The organism is Mycobacterium sp. NGS49, from assembly GCF_059812565.1.
Genome location: NZ_JCALCX010000003.1, coordinates 194794 through 209542, shown reverse-complemented (window position 1 = coordinate 209542; position 14749 = coordinate 194794). Strand labels below are relative to the sequence as shown.

The following is a 14749-nucleotide window of genomic DNA, read 5'->3' as shown; positions in this document are numbered from 1 at the left end:
ACTGAGAAAGTCGACCTCTTGTTCGGCTATGTTCCACGCCGGGTGAGCGCCGGCAACAATGCTGACGTGGCATCGGTTCCGATCAATCCCGCAAGTCGCGCATTGATGTTGGCCTTCTTTTCTGCGTACATCAATTCGTCTGCCCGCGTGAGCAGTTCGTCCACGGAAGCCGCGTCCGCAGCGGCGGCCTGCACCAGGCCGATGCTGGCCGAAATCCGGTAAGGGCGATTGCTCGTCTCGTTGAAGTGCTGGAACGCCTCGGCAAGCCGCTCTTTCAGCCGCCCAGGGTCACCCCCGTTTTCTGTCGTCAGGACCAAGAACTCGTCACCGCCGATACGCGCGATGATGTCCGATTCGCGCAGCGTAGCGCGCAGCACCCGAGCCACATCCGCAATCAATAGGTCGCCGACGTCGTGGCCGTGTTCGTCGTTGACGCGCTTGAGTCCATCGAGGTCGAGGAAGGCCAGGAGGCACTGGCGGTGGTGGCGGCGGGCTCCGCGCAGCGCCTGCTCGGCGAGCAGATAAAAGCCGCGGCGATTGTTCAGCCCGGTCAGTTCGTCGGTGACCGAGAGCCGCCGAATCTCCTCGTTGGCCTTTTCCAACTCGGCAGTCCGGTCTCGCACCCGCTGCTCGAGTTCGGCGGAAACCTGAACGTTCTCCATCGCGATCGAGGTCGAATCAGCCAGGGCTTGCAGCAAGCGCACCTCTTGATCGGAAGGGTGGTGGTGGTGAGCCCAGTAGTTGCCGATCGCCCCGATCGGGTCGAGCCTGCGGATCGGCACCATCACCAGGCTCTTGACGAAGGTCGGCCGGTAAATGCCGTGAGGGATGCGCGCATCGGCGTAGATGTCGGGGATCACGGCGGCGTCCCGATGGAGCATGGCCCACCCACTGATGCATGCATCGAGGGGGAAGCGGTTGCCCTTCCACAACGGTGCAATTGCCTCCTCGTCGGCGTAGTAGCACTTGTCGTTCTCGCGCAACACGAACGTGGCACCGTCACAGCCGGTAAGTTCACGGGCCGAATGCCGCACGATGCGCTGGATCTCACCCAGGCTCCGCGCCAACGACAGTTCCTGAACGGCCCGCAACAGGCGCTCCATGCCGGCGATGTAGTCGGAAAACTCCGACCGGGACGGGACGGGGGAGGACGCGGGAGCAGCCGACCTGGCGTTCATCGGCACCTCCCTACGACCCCGCCCCAAGACGATCGACAGCCGTCAAGTCACGGCGTACGTTACACCGATCACGCCGGAATTGGCCTCGTTTTTCGTTCGCTGGCTACTCTCGGGGCGTGCAGTGCCCCGCCGGTTGCATGCGGCTTGACGGCGGCGCGTTTTACCCATGTGATCGACCGAACGACGTGCCGACTGTAGGACGGATGCAAAATATCAGCGTGATCCCGGGCCTGCAGAGGGGCAGATGACGTGCATGGTTTCGGCTTCGCGACATTGACGGTGGTGACGGCGGTAGGCTTTGCCGGTCCGTTGCTGGCTTCCCTCCCACGGCTACGCATCCCGGTGGTGATCGGCGAGTTGCTTGCGGGGCTCATCGCCGGAAATTCAGGTTTCGGCGTCATCGACGTCGACAACACCACCCTCAAGTCGCTGGCCAACATCGGTTTTGCGCTGGTGATGTTCGTGGTCGGGACCCAGATTCCGATCCGTGGTCCGCGGTTGCGGTCGACGCTGATACTGGCCGGGACGCGGGCGGGATTGGTGGGTGCCCTCGCCGCGGCTGCGGGCGCCGTTCTCGCCGCGGAGTTCCACAATGGCCACGCGGCGCTCTATGCGCTGCTCATGGCCTCGTCGTCGGCAGCGCTGACATTGCCCGTACTCCAGTCGCTGCGCTTGCAGGGATCTGCTGTGCTTCAGGTGACGGCGCAGATCGCCATCGCCGACTGCGCGTGCATACTCCTGTTGCCGCTGGCGATCGAACCGGACCGGGCCTTGACGGCGGCGCTGAGTGTGCTCTCGATCGCTGCGTGCGCGCTCGTGATCTATTTGTTGCTCCGCGAATTCGATCGCAGAGGTCTGCTGCGACGCGCGCACATCCATTCCAAGAAAGACCGGCTCGCCCTGGAACTGCGGACCAGTCTGTTGTTGCTCTTCGCTCTGGCGGCAGTGGCCGTAGCCACCCGGGTCTCGACCATGCTGGCGGGGTTCGCCTTGGGCCTGGCGGTGGCGGCCGTTGGTGAACCGCGGCGGTTGGCGCGACAACTGTTCGGCGTCACCGAAGGATTCTTCAGCCCGCTGTTCTTCGTATGGCTGGGTGCTTCGCTGCAGGTGCGCGACCTGGCGGCCAACCCGAAACTCGTCGGGCTCGGCATCGGCCTCGGTGTGGGGGCGGTGCTGGCTCATTGTGCCGCAAAGCTATTGGGCCAGCCGCTGACACTTGCGGTGCTCTCGGCTGCGCAACTCGGCGTGCCGGTCGCCGCGGTGACTATCGGTACCGAGCGAAACCTGTTCGCGACAAGCGAGGCCGCTGCATTGATTCTCGGCGCCCTGCTCACGGTTGCCGGCACGTCGATCGCAGCCCGGTTGGCTGCCCGCAAGGGCGCTGTGGGTCCCTTGGCGATCCCTGAGGTACCCGACAACGCCGGCTAGCAGAGCCTTTAGGCCCTCGGGTAACGATGACCAACGGCACTCCGCGCCGTTTCGTTCTGCCCTACTGGCCGCGGTCCGGCTCTGGTCAGATTGACCACAAGGCCGATCGAGGAGGCCACGATGACGAGGTTCTGGGCGACGGCCGGCGACCACTTGACGTTGGGCTGGTCGAATCGGTCGGCGATAACTTGCCTGAGCATGTACCACGTCACCGACCGGCTCCATGACGGACGCACTGTCGACGTGCCGGGCCACCAGATCGCGCCGACGGTCTCAGCGTGGCTGGCGGAATTGGGCGTGGAAAGCCCGCTGGTAGATGATCTGGCGCGGGCGGCGCAGGCGGGCGACTGGCCGGCGGTCTACGCGGTCGGCGAGCACCTCTCCATCGAGGTCACGCCCGCCGCCGCTGCTTTAGAACCTGAGGCACAAAGTCCCGTCGAATAAGGACGCCATGCCCTCGTCTCGGCGGGTTGAGCACGCTTTGGTTGGACCAGGACGTCAGTGGAAAGGAACGCAAGGGATGAGCGCACGCTTCCCGGACGAAGGAACAATCCGGACAGTTCTCACGCTGGCGTCTCGGGCGCCGTCGGTACACAACACCCAACCGTGGCGGTGGCGGGTGAGCTCGTCGAGTCTTCATCTGTACTCCGATACCAGCCGGCGACTGCCCCACACCGATCCCGACGGACGTGACCTGATCCTCAGTTGCGGTGCCGCACTCAATCATTGCGTCATCGCGTTGGCGGCCGTCGGCTGGCAGGCCAAGGTGTCGAGACTGCCCAACCCGGCCGACCCCCGTCACCTGGCCGCCATCGAGCTGATCCCGCAGGTGCCCGATCAACTCGACATCATGCTTGCCGCCGCGATGCCGCGGCGGCGAACCGACCGGCGCCACTACAGCTTCTGGCCGGTGCCGGTCGGTGACGTTGCGTTGATGGCCGCGCGGGCGGCTCGCGCCGGCGTTGCGCTGCATCGGGTCGAATCGATGGATATGCTGAATGCGACTGTCCTGCAGTCTGTTTCACAGCACGAGGCCGACCCCGACTACATCGCCGAACTCACCGCCTGGAGCGGTAGGCATGCGTCTGCGGCCGGTGTGCCGGCGCGCAACGCGCCGGCACCGGACCCGGCCGCGGCGATACCCAGCCGTCGATTCGCAGGTGCCGCACTGGCCATGCCCCCCGACGTCTGCGCCGAAGACGACAACGGCGTGGTACTCGCCCTGGGCACCCGTACCGACGACCGCCTGGCGCAGCTGCGGGCCGGCGAGGCCACCAGCGTGGTGCTGCTCACCGCGACGGCGATGGGTCTGGCGAGTTGCCCCGTGACCGAACCACTGGAGATCGCCGACACCCGCGCGGCCGTGCGTGCCGATGTGTTCGGCAACAGCAGCTATCCCCAGATGCTGCTGCGGGTCGGCTGGGCCCCGATCAACGCGGACCCCTTGCCGGCAACGCCACGGCGCGCGCTCGACGACACGGTGGACTGGCTGGTCGAGGCGGCAGGCAGCGAGGTCCAGTAGGTGTCGGCGAGTCGCGGTTGCCGCTGGTTGACAAGTCCCACCGAAGTGGACGGATGATGGGTCGATGACGGGAGATGGGGGAGGCGTCGGCGCTGGGCTTCTGGACAGGACCGGACTACACCGCCTTGTCGAGGTGCTGATCGAGCAGGGTTACCGTGTCGTCGGCCCGACGTTGCACGACAACGCGATCGTGCTGGCCGAACTGCAGTCGGCCAGCGACCTGCCCCGCGGCTGGGGCGTTGACGTGAGCCCGGGACACTACCGACTGCGCCGACGCGACGACGACGCGGCATTCGGGCATTCGGCGGGTCCACAGTCCTGGAAACAATTCCTGCACCCGCCCCGGCAGCGGATATGGGCGGGTGCCCGTGACGGCAGCGCGGTCGGCGAATCCGAGGAGGCGCCGCGCTACGCGTTCTTGGGGGTGCGTGGTTGCGACCTCGCCGCCATCGCGACCCTCGACCGGGTGCTGGGCCGCGGCTCGTATCCCGACAACGCGTTCGTCAACCGGCGGCGGCAGACATTCGTGGTCGCGGTGAATTGCACCGAGCCCGGCGGCCTGTGCTTCTGCTCCTCGATGGGTACCGGCCCGGCGGTGGGCCCCGGATACGACTTGGCGCTCACCGAGCGTGTCGACGGTGACGGCGAACCGTCGTATGTCGTCGACGTGGCTACTTCAGAGGGCGCCGAGGTGCTGGCCGCGGTGCCGCACCGAGCGGCAACTCACGACGAGGACAGTTGCGCCCGCGCCGAAGTCGCGAATGCCGCGAATCACATGGGCCGACAGATGCCGGAAGGCGACCTGCGCAAGATGCTGCTCGACGCTCGCGAGTCGCCGCAGTGGGACGAGGTCGCCAGCCGTTGCCTGACTTGCGGCAACTGCACGATGGTATGCCCGACCTGCTTCTGTACCAGCACCGAAGACGTCAGCGACTTGACCGGTGACCATGCCGAACGGTGGCGGCAGTGGGCCTCATGCTTCGAGTTCGATTTCACCTTCATCCATGGCGAGGGCAGCGTCCGCCAATCCGGTGCCTCGCGCTACCGGCACTGGATCACGCACAAGCTCGGTACCTGGCACGACCAGTTCGACATGTCGGGATGCGTGGGCTGCGGACGGTGCATCGCCTGGTGTCCCACCGGAATCGACATCACCGAGGAGATGAACAAGATGGCCGGCGATGACTGAGTGGACGACCACGCCGGTCGCCTCTGCCATGGATCCGTTGCCCTACCGCGTCCGCAGTCGCATTGCCGAGAGCCCCGATTCGGCGACCCTGTGCCTGGTGCCGGTCGACCAAGCGGTCCGCTCGCCGGAGGCCGGAGAGTTCATGATGCTCTACGCCTTCGGTGTCGGCGAAGCGGCGATCTCGATCAGCGGCGACCCGACGGTCCGGGACGGATCGATCACCCACACGGTCCGCGCCGTGGGTGCGGTCAGTCGCGCGCTGCACGACGCGGAACCGGGCACCATCGTCGGGGTTCGGGGTCCGTTCGGTACCAGCTGGGGACTGTCCGAGGCTGAAGGCCGCGACCTGGTCATGGTTGCCGGCGGGGTGGGGTTGTGCCCGCTGCGTCCGGCGATCCTCGGCGCGTTGGCGCACCGCGACCGATACGGCAAGGTGATGCTGATCGTCGGCGCCCGCTCCCGGGCCGATTTCGTGTTCGTCGACCAACTCAGGACGTGGGCGGATGACCCGCGTATCGAATTGCACCTGATCGTCGACGCGCCGACCCAGGGGTGGGAAGGGGCGGTCGGACTGGTCACCGAACCTCTGCGAAAGCTCACGCTGGATGCCGATCGCACCAGCGCCTTCCTCTGCGGACCGGAACCGATGATGCACTTCGGGGCGGTTGAGCTCTTGGCCAAAGGCGTAGCGCCGCAGAACATTCGGGTGTCGCTTGAGCGCAACATGCAATGCGGGGTCGGCTGGTGCGGTCACTGTCAGCTCGGTCCGTTACTGCTGTGCAGAGACGGGCCGGTCGTCAGCTACGACGTGGCGGGCCCGCTGATGCAGGTGAAGGAGCTTTAGATGAGCCCAATCAAACTGGCGGTGTGGAAATTCGCGTCGTGCGATGGCTGCCAGCTCACGTTGTTGGACTGCGAGGACGAGCTGCTGACACTCGCCGAGCAGGTCGAGATCGCAAACTTCGCCGAGGCTTCCAGTGCGACAACGGAAGGGCCTTACGACGTCTCCCTGGTGGAGGGCTCGATCACCACCCCGCACGACGAACATCGCATCCGCGAGATCAGGGAACAGTCCAAGTTGCTGGTCACCATCGGTGCGTGCGCGACGTCCGGGGGAGTGCAGGCGCTCCGCAACTTCGCCAACGTGAAGGAGTTCACGTCGGTCGTCTACGCCAAGCCGGAATACATCGACACATTGGCGACCTCCACGCCCGCGTCAGCGCATGTGAAGGTGGACTACCAGCTTCAGGGGTGCCCCATCGACCGTGGCCAGCTCCTGGACACCCTGGCCGCCCTGCTGATCGGGCGCAAGCCGCGGTTGCCGGCGAAGACGGTCTGCACGGAATGCAAACTGCGCGGGGTCACCTGCGTGGTCGTGGCCGACGGCATCCCCTGCCTTGGCCCCGTCACCCACGCGGGCTGCGGAGCGCTCTGTCCCCGGCACCACCGCGGCTGCTACGGCTGCTTCGGTCCCTCCGCCGCGCCCAGAACCAAGACCCTGATTCCGTTGTTGCGCCGCGACGGAATGTCCGACACCGGCGTAGACCGTGTGTTCTCGACATTCAACGTGGCGAGATTCGCTGCGGAACGGAGCGAGCAATGACGCCGGCTGACCGCACCCTGCGCGTAGCAACCCTGACGCGCGTGGAAGGCGAAGGGGCGCTGAACGTTACGCTCAAGGACGGCGTGCTGGACAGCGTCGAGCTCAACATTTACGAACCGCCAAGGTTTTTCGAGGCCTTTCTGCGGGGCCGGGCGCACACCGAGCCACCGGACTTGACCGCGCGGATCTGCGGCATCTGTCCAGTGGCCTACCAGCTCAGCGCATGCAACGCGATCGAAGATGCTTGCGGCGTCCGGGTGGACGACGAGCTTGTCGCGCTGCGCCGCCTGCTGTACTGCGGTGAATGGATCCACAGCCACGTCCTGCACATCTACATGTTGCACGCACCGGACTTCCTGGGCTATCCAGACATCGTCGCCATGGCCCGAGACCACCGCCACATCGTCGAACGCGGGCTGGAGCTGAAAAAGGCGGGCAACCGGCTGATGGAGGTCATCGGCGGCAGGGCGATACATCCGATCAACATGCGCTTGGGCGGGTTCTATTCGGTGCCGACCCGTGCCGCACTCGCACCCATTGCCGAGGAATTGCGCAGAGCACTCGATCACGCCCTGGCGACCGTCGAATGGGTATCGGGCTTCGAGTTTCCCGAACTTGAACTCGAGCACGAGATGTTGGCGCTCACCACTCCGGGTCAGTACGCGATCGAGAACGGCACGATCGCCCGCAGCGCCGGACAGCCTTTTGCGGTAGCCGATTTCATGCAACATGTGGTCGAGTCGCAGGTCCCGCACTCCACGGCGCTGCACGCGAGCCTGGATGGCGGCCGGCATCTGACCGGGCCGCTCGCACGTTACTCGCTGAACTCCTCGGCGCTCTCGCCCACCGCTGCGCAGGCCGCCGAACGGGCCGGCCTGTCGCGTGAATGCCGAAATCCGTTCCGCGGCATCGTTGTCCGTGCTGTGGAAGTCGTGTATGCCATCGACGAGGCGCTGCGCATCATCGACGAGTACCAGCGCCCGGCCCGGCCCTTCGTCGAGGTGCCGGCCCGGCCCGCGGTCGGGCACGGGGTCAGCGAAGCGCCCCGCGGCCTGCTTTATCACCGCTACGAAATCGGCGCGGACGGGCGAATTGCGGCTGCGACCATCATCCCCCCCACTTCGCAGAACCAGGCCGCCATCGAAGCGGATCTCAGCAGGGTGGTCTCGGACAACCTGGACCTCGCAGACGCCGCGCTAACCGCGTTGTGTGAGAAGGTGATTCGCAATTACGATCCGTGCATCTCGTGCTCGACCCACTTTCTGACCCTGACGGTGCGGCATACGTGACCGGGAGAGTCGTCGTAATAGGCCTCGGCAATCGCTTCCGGCGTGACGACGCAGTGGGCGTCGTTACCGCAGCGGCACTCGAGGATCTGGCGCTGCCCGGTGTCGAGGTGGCTTACGACGTCGTGGATCCACTGGCACTGCTCGAAACCTGGTCGGGCGCAAGGCTGGCCATCCTCATCGACGCCGCCATTGCGCCTGCCGCCACTGTCGGCAGCATCCGGTGTTGCGGCGTCGACGAGTTGGCTGTCGCCGCGGAAGGGCTGAGCTCGCACAGCATCGACATCGGGCGTACCCACGCGCTCGGTGAAGCCCTTGGACGAGTACCCGAGGCCCTGCGGATCTACGCCGTGGCCGTCGCCGACACCGGCCATGGCATCGGTCTTACTCCGCACACCCAGCGGGCCGCGGACCGGGTCGTCGAACTGGTAGCCGCCGAAATTGGCCGCATGCCAAGCGTATCGGCCTGCGAATGAGCCGCCGGCCCTGATCAGCGACGTTGCTTCGGGCATGCCCGCCAGGGAGCGGGAGTGTCAGGACGCCGGTTATCGACTGGCGAGCCGGTCGATGGCGGGATAGCGCAGCAACGCCGCCACCCCGTCGCCGGGTGTGATTCGGTCGTCGACTCGAATCAGATTCGCGCCCGACGCGATCGCACAGAAAGGCAGCGCCTCGTCCGCACGCGCGACCCGTGCTACCGGTTCGCCGAAGCCGGAGAGCACGTCTGCGTTGGGAGCCACGGCGGTCAGCGCTGCCCCGGTGACCACTGTGGCGTCACCCATCTCACCGACGATCAGCGTTTCCACGTCACCATCACGCAGCGCGGCACATACCGCGGTGAGCCCGTCGGCCGCCAAACCTGAGCCGCGGCCGATCTCGGCTTGAAGCCGATCGATGACGTCGGCCAGGGTCGCTTCGTCGCGCCGGGCGAACTCGGGGGTGGTCAGCCGATAGATTTCGGCGTAATTGATCTCGCCCCTGTGCCCTTCGGCATGCAGCTGGGACACGCGCTGGGTGACGCGCTTGGGGAGTTCGGCGAGTACGTCGGTGCGGGCACGGACCTCGCCGCACAAGAACACCACCGCGGGGTTCGCCTGGTCCACCAGTCGGGTCAGGTGGTCGGCGATCACCCGGCAATTCACCTTGATGGCTTCCTCGGTGGTGTGCTGCAGATCGCCGTAGCCTTTCCAGCCGGCGGAGGCCGGTTTGTGCACCGGGTACCCGGAGCCTTCGACGTTGGTCGAATTGCTGGTGTGTCCCTCATAAACGGTCACATCGGCGCCGGTGTGGTCGATCGCGGCAAACACGTACGTCGGTCGGTGCATTTCGTGTCCGAGCAACGGCAGCACGTAAGGGTAGTCCGACAAGCGGATGACCGGCGCAGGTGGCGGGCTGTTGAGTTGCTCGTCGATCAGCACCCGATCGCCGGTGGCGATCACAGCTCGGCCGCGTCGCCCGACGGCCGGCCGATGGTTCAAGACCGCGCCCCCGACCGTGTCGATGATCTCTGCGCTCGCGCCCAGCTGCTCTAGCTGCGCCCGAATGTCCCGCCACTTGACGTCGAGTTGATCGGCAGCGTCGGCGCCATCGTGGGAGTCGTCGAAATACACCGACGCAAACGGTCCTGCCGCCTTCGCCAGCCACCTGAGGTGTTCTGATCGCATGAGATCCTCTTCTACTAGTACGGCCGAGCCGCTGCCTGCCTGCCAACGGTAGGAAAGTTGAGCCGGCCGGTGCAGAGGCATAAGCCCTTGGCTTGGGGTCTTAAGTCCCTGCCGCGCGATCATGAGCCGCTTGAGGTTGCCACCACAGGTTCGTAAAGCTCCGAAAGGCGCTCTGCGGACTTATCGATGACCACCTTGCGGCGAAGTTTCATGCTCGGCGTCAGGTCGCCGGCTTCGATCGACAGTTCGCGGTCGAGGATGGCGAACTTCTTGATCTGCTCCCAGCGATTCAACTCCGCGTTCAGCTCGTCGATGTAGCCCGCAATCAGGTCGCGAGTCTGCTCATCACGGGCGATCTCGGCGAAGGCCTTGCCCGAAAGGCCATGTTTGGTGGCCCAGTCGGTGATCGCCTCGCCGTCCAGGGTGACCAGTGCCACGCAGTACGGCTTGGCCTCCCCGACGACGATGAGCTCACCCGCATACGGGCAAAGACCCTTGAATCTGACCTCGATCGCGGACGGCGCGACGTACTTGCCCTGCGAGGTTTTGAACATGTCTTTCTTGCGGTCGGTGATCCGCAGGTACCCGTCGGCGTCGATCTCACCGATGTCGCCGGTACGGAACCAGCCATTTTCGTCGAGTGCCTCGGCGGTGGCTTCGGGCAGATCGTGGTAGCAGGTCATCACTCCGGGGCCGCGGAGCAGGATTTCACCGTCGCCGGCGATCATCACCTCGGTGCCCGGGAAGGGCCACCCAACCGTGCCGAATCGGTAAGCGTTGGGGCGGTTGATGAATGACGCGGCCGCCGTCTCGGTCAGCCCGTAGCCCTCGAGCACGACGATACCGACCGCGTCGAACCACTGGGCGACGTTACGATCCAATTTCGCCGCAGCGGAGACGAAGAAGCGCACCCGCCCACCGAACCGCTCGCGGATGGTGGCGAACACCAGCCGATCTGCCAGCCGGTAGGCCAGCGATGACGCCAACGAGGGCCGGCGCCCTTCTTGGCGGGCTTCGGACACCGAAAGTCCCACCGCGATCGCCCAATCGAAGACCTTCCTCTTGAGTCCGCCCTGCTCGGCGACCATGCCCACAATGCGGGCATGGGCTTTCTCGAAGATGCGCGGTGCCGCACCCATGACGGTGGGACGTACGGCCGCGAGGTTGTCGACGATCCGCTCGACTCGGCCGTCGATGGCGGTTGGGAAGCCGATCTGCAGCGGCAACGCCAGCATGACCTTGCCGAACGCGTGCGCCAGCGGCAGCCATAAGAAGTTGAGATCCTCGGGGCCAAGCACATTCAGCGCATCAATGGCCGCGGCGGTGTACGTCCAGGCTTCGTGGGTCAGCCGGACGCCCTTGGGCCGCCCGGTGGTGCCGGAGGTGTAGATGAGGCTGGCCAGCCGGCTCGGACCCACCGCTGCAATCCGCTCGTCGACGGCGTGCGGAGTCTCGGCGAGCAGTTGACTGCCCCGATGCTCGAGTTCGGCCAGGGTGATCACCCAGTCACCGTCGCCTTCGCCGTCGATGATCACGACGTTGTCGACGGCGGGTAGTGCGCTGCGATGTTGGATGAGTTTGTCCACCTGAGACTGGTCTTCGGCAACGACTACCCGGCTTCCCGAGTTCGCGACGATGTACGCCACATCGGCGGCGTTCGTCGTCGCGTACACGGTGGTGGTGGCGGCTCCCGCGCACATCACGGCGAAGTCCACCAGCACCCACTCGTAGCGCGTGGAAGACGCGAGTGCGACGCGGTCTTCCGGGTCGAGTCCGAGGGCCATCAGCCCGCCGGCGATCTTCTGCACGCGGTCGCCGACCTGCTGCCAGGTCACGCTGTCCCAGTCGGGGCCACGGGGGAAGCGAAAAGCCTCCGCGTGCGGGGTGGCGGCGACGCGGTTGCGGAACAGGTGTGCCACCGAGGGCGCACGATCGTCGATCTTGTGGAGGTCTGGCCTCTCCAGTGCGGCAAGCGGTGCGTTCATAGTGCCTAACCCGTGCCTTCCGAGCCGAATATCGGTCTCCCGACGGTACGACTCGGCCGACTGCGCCGCGAGTGACTTAAGTCCCTTCCCGTCTGGTCATCTGTCCCTACTGCGGCAGGTGCGTCCGAAGCTGCACTGCGAGTCAAGGACTTTCGCTGGACCCGGTGGGCCCTAGGTCCCTACGCACACCGGCCGCCCGGTGTTAGCGTGCCGCCATGACGATGCCCACCGATAGCGAACGAGAGCGCCCGGGCGCCTCGATTTGGAGTGCGCCCGGTGTCGGCGGCCTGGCCGGGGCCGTCGTGCCGTTCATGCACACGGGGCAGTACATGGCGCAGTCCTGGCGCGAATACCTGGGTCAGGCGCAGGACGAACTTCCGATCGCCCGCCCCACCATGGCGCTGGCAGCGCAGGCCTTCCGCGACGAAGTCGTCTTGATGGGACTCAAAGCGCGTCGGCCGGTGAGTCGTCCCGACGTTTTCGAGCGCATCACCCACGAGGTATTGGCCGGACTCGAGTTCTATGGCGACCGGGGATGGTTGGACCAGCCCGAGGGTTTCTTCGTCAAGCCGCCCCCGCCGGCGGATGTCACCGTCCGAAAAGTGAAGGGCCGCAGGAGTTCGTTCTACCGCATGTTGTTCAGCAGCGGATACGCGCCGCACCCGGGCGAACCTGGGTTGCGACGGTGGCAGAGCTATACCGCGAACAAAAGCGAGTACGCACTGCTGCTGCGCCATTCCGAACCGAGGCCGTGGCTGGTGTGCGTGCACGGGACTGAAATGGGTCGTGCCGCAATGGATTTAGCGTTGTTCCGAGCCTGGAAACTGCACGACGAGCTGGGCCTCAACGTCGTGCTGCCCGTGCTTCCCATGCACGGGCCACGGGCACGGGGCCTACCGAAGGGCGCCGTGTTCCCGGGCGAGGATGTGTTGGACGATGTTCATGCGACGGCGCAGGCGGTCTGGGATATCCGCCGGCTGTTGTCCTGGATCCGCCTGCAGGAGCCCGATTCGCGGATCGGATTGAACAGCCTTTCCCTGGGCGGATACATCGCATCGCTGGTCGCCAGCCTCGAAGACGGCCTGACATGCGCGATCCTCGGTGTCCCGGTGGCGGATCTGGTGGATGTTCTGGGACGGCATTCGGGCCTGAGTCACGATGACCCGCGCCGTCACACGATGAAGCTGGCGGAGCCCCTCGGGCGCATGGTGTCGCCGTTGGCGTTGACACCCCGGGTGCCGCTTTGCGGCCGTTTCATCTATGCCGGCGTCGCCGACCGCCTCGTCCATCCGCGCGAGCAGGTGAATCGGCTGTGGAAGCATTGGGGTAAACCCGAAATCGTCTGGTACCCCGGTGGTCATACCGGGTTTTTCCGCTCCCAGCCGGTGCAGCGGTTCGTGTGGCAGGCACTGCAACAGTCGGGCCTTCTGGAGGAGCCGTCGACACCGCGTGCCCGCCCCGCCTGACTTCGCCGAGATGAAGCTGCTCAGCGTGGTGGATGCCGCGATGATGACCGCGGAACTGCTGGGCAGCCCGATGCACGTCGGTGTGGTGCTGATCCTGTCACCGCCGGCCGACGCCGGGCCGGACCACGTGGATCGCCTGCATGCAGCGGCGCTCACGGAGGGTGACCGGATTGATTGGCGGCTTCGCAGGTGTCCGCACCGCGGTGTGGAGACCGGCGGCATGTGGGTCTGGCGGGAGGTGGATTCCGTGGACTTGAGCCAACATTGCCGGCGCCGGACGCTGTCTCCGGACAGCGGTGGATTGTGGGGGCTGATCGGCGAACTGCAGGCGGAACGCCTGGACCGGTCACGTCCAATGTGGATGTCGTATCTGGTCGACGGGCTCGACGACGGTCGCTTCGCCTTCTATGTCAAGGTGCATCACACCATCGTCGACGGCGTCGCCGGATTGCGGATGATCGCCGACGCGCTGAGCACCGACTGCGCGAAACGCTCGATGCCTCCGTTCTACGCCGGCCACCCCGCGGAACCGACCGCGCCGGTCGCACCGGACGCGTCCCGGCTGACGGCCCCGGTACGTTCGGTGGCCCGCACCTGTGCATCCGGTGTGCGTCTGGCCAAGCATGTGGTGACCGGCGAGTTGGCGAATGTGCTCGACAGTCTTGCCGGACGTGTCCCCGCACAGCCGTTCGGTGCGCCCTACACCTGCTTCAACGGCCGCCCGGGTCCCGCGCGCGCCGTGTGCGCCGGCAGTTGGTCACGTAGTCGCGTTCAAGCCGTCCAGCGGGCTGCGGGGGTCAGCGCCAACGATGTGATCACCGCGATGCTGGCGGGCGCCGCACGGCAATGGCTCTGCGATCGCGGGCAATTGCCCGATCGCGCTTTGATCGCCGTGTGCCCGATCACCGTGCGCAATCGCGAAGGGCGGTCCACAGACGAACTGTCGGGCAATATGTTCGGCTTGTGGCTCTGCCCACTGGGAACCGATCTGGATGATCCGGTGGCCCGACTCGAGCTGATTCACCGTTGCATGGCGGCGGGAAAACGGTGGGTGGCCGCGCGCGGATCGTTGGCCTCGCTGCTGACCAACGCGGGAAGTGTTGCTGCGACCGTGATCCCGCCGCTACTGCCGGTGACGCCGAAGATTCGCACCGGGTACAACCTGCCTATCTCTCACGTGCCGGGCCCGCGAACCGAGATGTACTTCAACGGTGCACACGTCGACGAGATCTATCCCGTATCAACGGTCTATGACGGGCAGGCGCTGAACGTGACGACCTGTTCGTACGCCGACCGAGTCGGCTTCGGCTTCGTAGCGGGCGCCGACGTGGTGCCTGACATCGAGACGTTCATACCGCTGACCGAAAGGTGTTTGGCCGAACTCGAGATCGCTTTGGGTGTCAGCCCGCGGTGACCGCACGCAGCGCG

The 14749-nt window shown here is 65.9% G+C and carries 13 protein-coding genes; 10 read left to right on the top strand and 3 right to left on the bottom strand.

The features are described 5' to 3' along the window. Positions 1-26: 26 nt before the first annotated feature. Positions 27-1178, bottom strand: a complete 1152-nt coding sequence (locus AC5Y7D_RS04390; protein WP_499922025.1) for a GGDEF domain-containing protein — start codon at positions 1176-1178, stop codon at positions 27-29. Between the two features lie 249 nt (positions 1179-1427). Between AC5Y7D_RS04390 and AC5Y7D_RS04385 the strand changes: the two genes are divergently transcribed. The 8 genes from AC5Y7D_RS04385 (at position 1428) to AC5Y7D_RS04350 (ending at position 8682) form a co-directional block, all read left to right on the top strand. Then, complete coding sequence (locus tag AC5Y7D_RS04385) at positions 1428-2606, top strand: cation:proton antiporter (protein WP_499922022.1); 1179 nt, start codon at positions 1428-1430, stop codon at positions 2604-2606. 120 nt (positions 2607-2726) lie between these two features. Beyond that, positions 2727-3050, top strand: a complete 324-nt coding sequence (locus tag AC5Y7D_RS04380) for an Rv2628 protein family (RefSeq protein WP_499922020.1) — start codon at positions 2727-2729, stop codon at positions 3048-3050. Positions 3051-3126: 76 nt separating this feature from the next. Next, entirely contained in the window at positions 3127-4128 is a 1002-nt protein-coding gene (locus AC5Y7D_RS04375; protein ID WP_499922018.1) for an Acg family FMN-binding oxidoreductase, read from the top strand. Between the two features lie 64 nt (positions 4129-4192). Then, positions 4193-5317, top strand: coding sequence for a 4Fe-4S dicluster domain-containing protein (locus tag AC5Y7D_RS04370; protein WP_499922016.1), 1125 nt, complete (start codon positions 4193-4195; stop codon positions 5315-5317). Then, entirely contained in the window at positions 5310-6161 is an 852-nt protein-coding gene (locus AC5Y7D_RS04365; protein ID WP_499922014.1) for an FAD/NAD(P)-binding protein, read from the top strand. Before AC5Y7D_RS04370 ends, AC5Y7D_RS04365 begins: the two co-directional genes overlap by 8 nt. Continuing rightward, positions 6162-6920 (top strand): NADH-quinone oxidoreductase subunit B family protein, encoded by a 759-nt coding sequence (locus tag AC5Y7D_RS04360; protein WP_499922012.1) that lies wholly within the window; start codon positions 6162-6164, stop codon positions 6918-6920. Continuing rightward, entirely contained in the window at positions 6917-8209 is a 1293-nt protein-coding gene (locus tag AC5Y7D_RS04355) for a Ni/Fe hydrogenase subunit alpha (RefSeq protein WP_499922010.1), read from the top strand. Before AC5Y7D_RS04360 ends, AC5Y7D_RS04355 begins: the two co-directional genes overlap by 4 nt. After that, entirely contained in the window at positions 8206-8682 is a 477-nt protein-coding gene (locus tag AC5Y7D_RS04350) for a hydrogenase maturation protease (RefSeq protein ID WP_499922008.1), read from the top strand. The genes AC5Y7D_RS04355 and AC5Y7D_RS04350 overlap by 4 nt, the downstream gene beginning before the upstream one ends. Positions 8683-8751: 69 nt before the next feature. On the opposite strand, the gene AC5Y7D_RS04345 is transcribed toward AC5Y7D_RS04350, so the two are convergent. Together AC5Y7D_RS04345 and AC5Y7D_RS04340 are read right to left on the bottom strand one after the other, a co-directional pair. Then, the gene (locus AC5Y7D_RS04345) at positions 8752-9870 is read right to left on the bottom strand and encodes an Rv2629 family ribosome hibernation factor (RefSeq protein WP_499922006.1); all 1119 of its coding nucleotides are present in this window, start codon (positions 9868-9870) and stop codon (positions 8752-8754) included. 119 nt (positions 9871-9989) lie between these two features. Continuing rightward, entirely contained in the window at positions 9990-11855 is a 1866-nt protein-coding gene (locus tag AC5Y7D_RS04340) for an AMP-dependent synthetase/ligase (protein ID WP_499922001.1), read from the bottom strand. Between the two features lie 311 nt (positions 11856-12166). Here AC5Y7D_RS04340 and AC5Y7D_RS04335 point away from each other — a divergent pair, with 311 nt between their 5' ends. Together AC5Y7D_RS04335 and AC5Y7D_RS04330 are read left to right on the top strand one after the other, a co-directional pair. Then, entirely contained in the window at positions 12167-13321 is a 1155-nt protein-coding gene (locus AC5Y7D_RS04335; protein WP_499922179.1) for an alpha/beta hydrolase family protein, read from the top strand. 10 nt (positions 13322-13331) lie between these two features. Next, positions 13332-14735 (top strand): wax ester/triacylglycerol synthase family O-acyltransferase, encoded by a 1404-nt coding sequence (locus AC5Y7D_RS04330; protein WP_499922178.1) that lies wholly within the window; start codon positions 13332-13334, stop codon positions 14733-14735. The last annotated feature ends 14 nt before the right edge of the window (positions 14736-14749 follow it).

Coding starts and splice junctions, on each gene's coding strand:
- AC5Y7D_RS04340 (WP_499922001.1), bottom strand. CDS start 11,855: ATGAACGCACCGCTTGCCGCACTGGAGAGGCCAGACCTCCACAAGATC.
- AC5Y7D_RS04360 (WP_499922012.1), top strand. CDS start 6,162: ATGAGCCCAATCAAACTGGCGGTGTGGAAATTCGCGTCGTGCGATGGC.
- AC5Y7D_RS04355 (WP_499922010.1), top strand. CDS start 6,917: ATGACGCCGGCTGACCGCACCCTGCGCGTAGCAACCCTGACGCGCGTG.
- AC5Y7D_RS04365 (WP_499922014.1), top strand. CDS start 5,310: ATGACTGAGTGGACGACCACGCCGGTCGCCTCTGCCATGGATCCGTTG.
- AC5Y7D_RS04370 (WP_499922016.1), top strand. CDS start 4,193: ATGACGGGAGATGGGGGAGGCGTCGGCGCTGGGCTTCTGGACAGGACC.
- AC5Y7D_RS04345 (WP_499922006.1), bottom strand. CDS start 9,870: ATGCGATCAGAACACCTCAGGTGGCTGGCGAAGGCGGCAGGACCGTTT.
- AC5Y7D_RS04380 (WP_499922020.1), top strand. CDS start 2,727: ATGACGAGGTTCTGGGCGACGGCCGGCGACCACTTGACGTTGGGCTGG.
- AC5Y7D_RS04375 (WP_499922018.1), top strand. CDS start 3,127: ATGAGCGCACGCTTCCCGGACGAAGGAACAATCCGGACAGTTCTCACG.
- AC5Y7D_RS04390 (WP_499922025.1), bottom strand. CDS start 1,178: ATGAACGCCAGGTCGGCTGCTCCCGCGTCCTCCCCCGTCCCGTCCCGG.
- AC5Y7D_RS04330 (WP_499922178.1), top strand. CDS start 13,332: ATGAAGCTGCTCAGCGTGGTGGATGCCGCGATGATGACCGCGGAACTG.
- AC5Y7D_RS04335 (WP_499922179.1), top strand. CDS start 12,167: ATGCACACGGGGCAGTACATGGCGCAGTCCTGGCGCGAATACCTGGGT.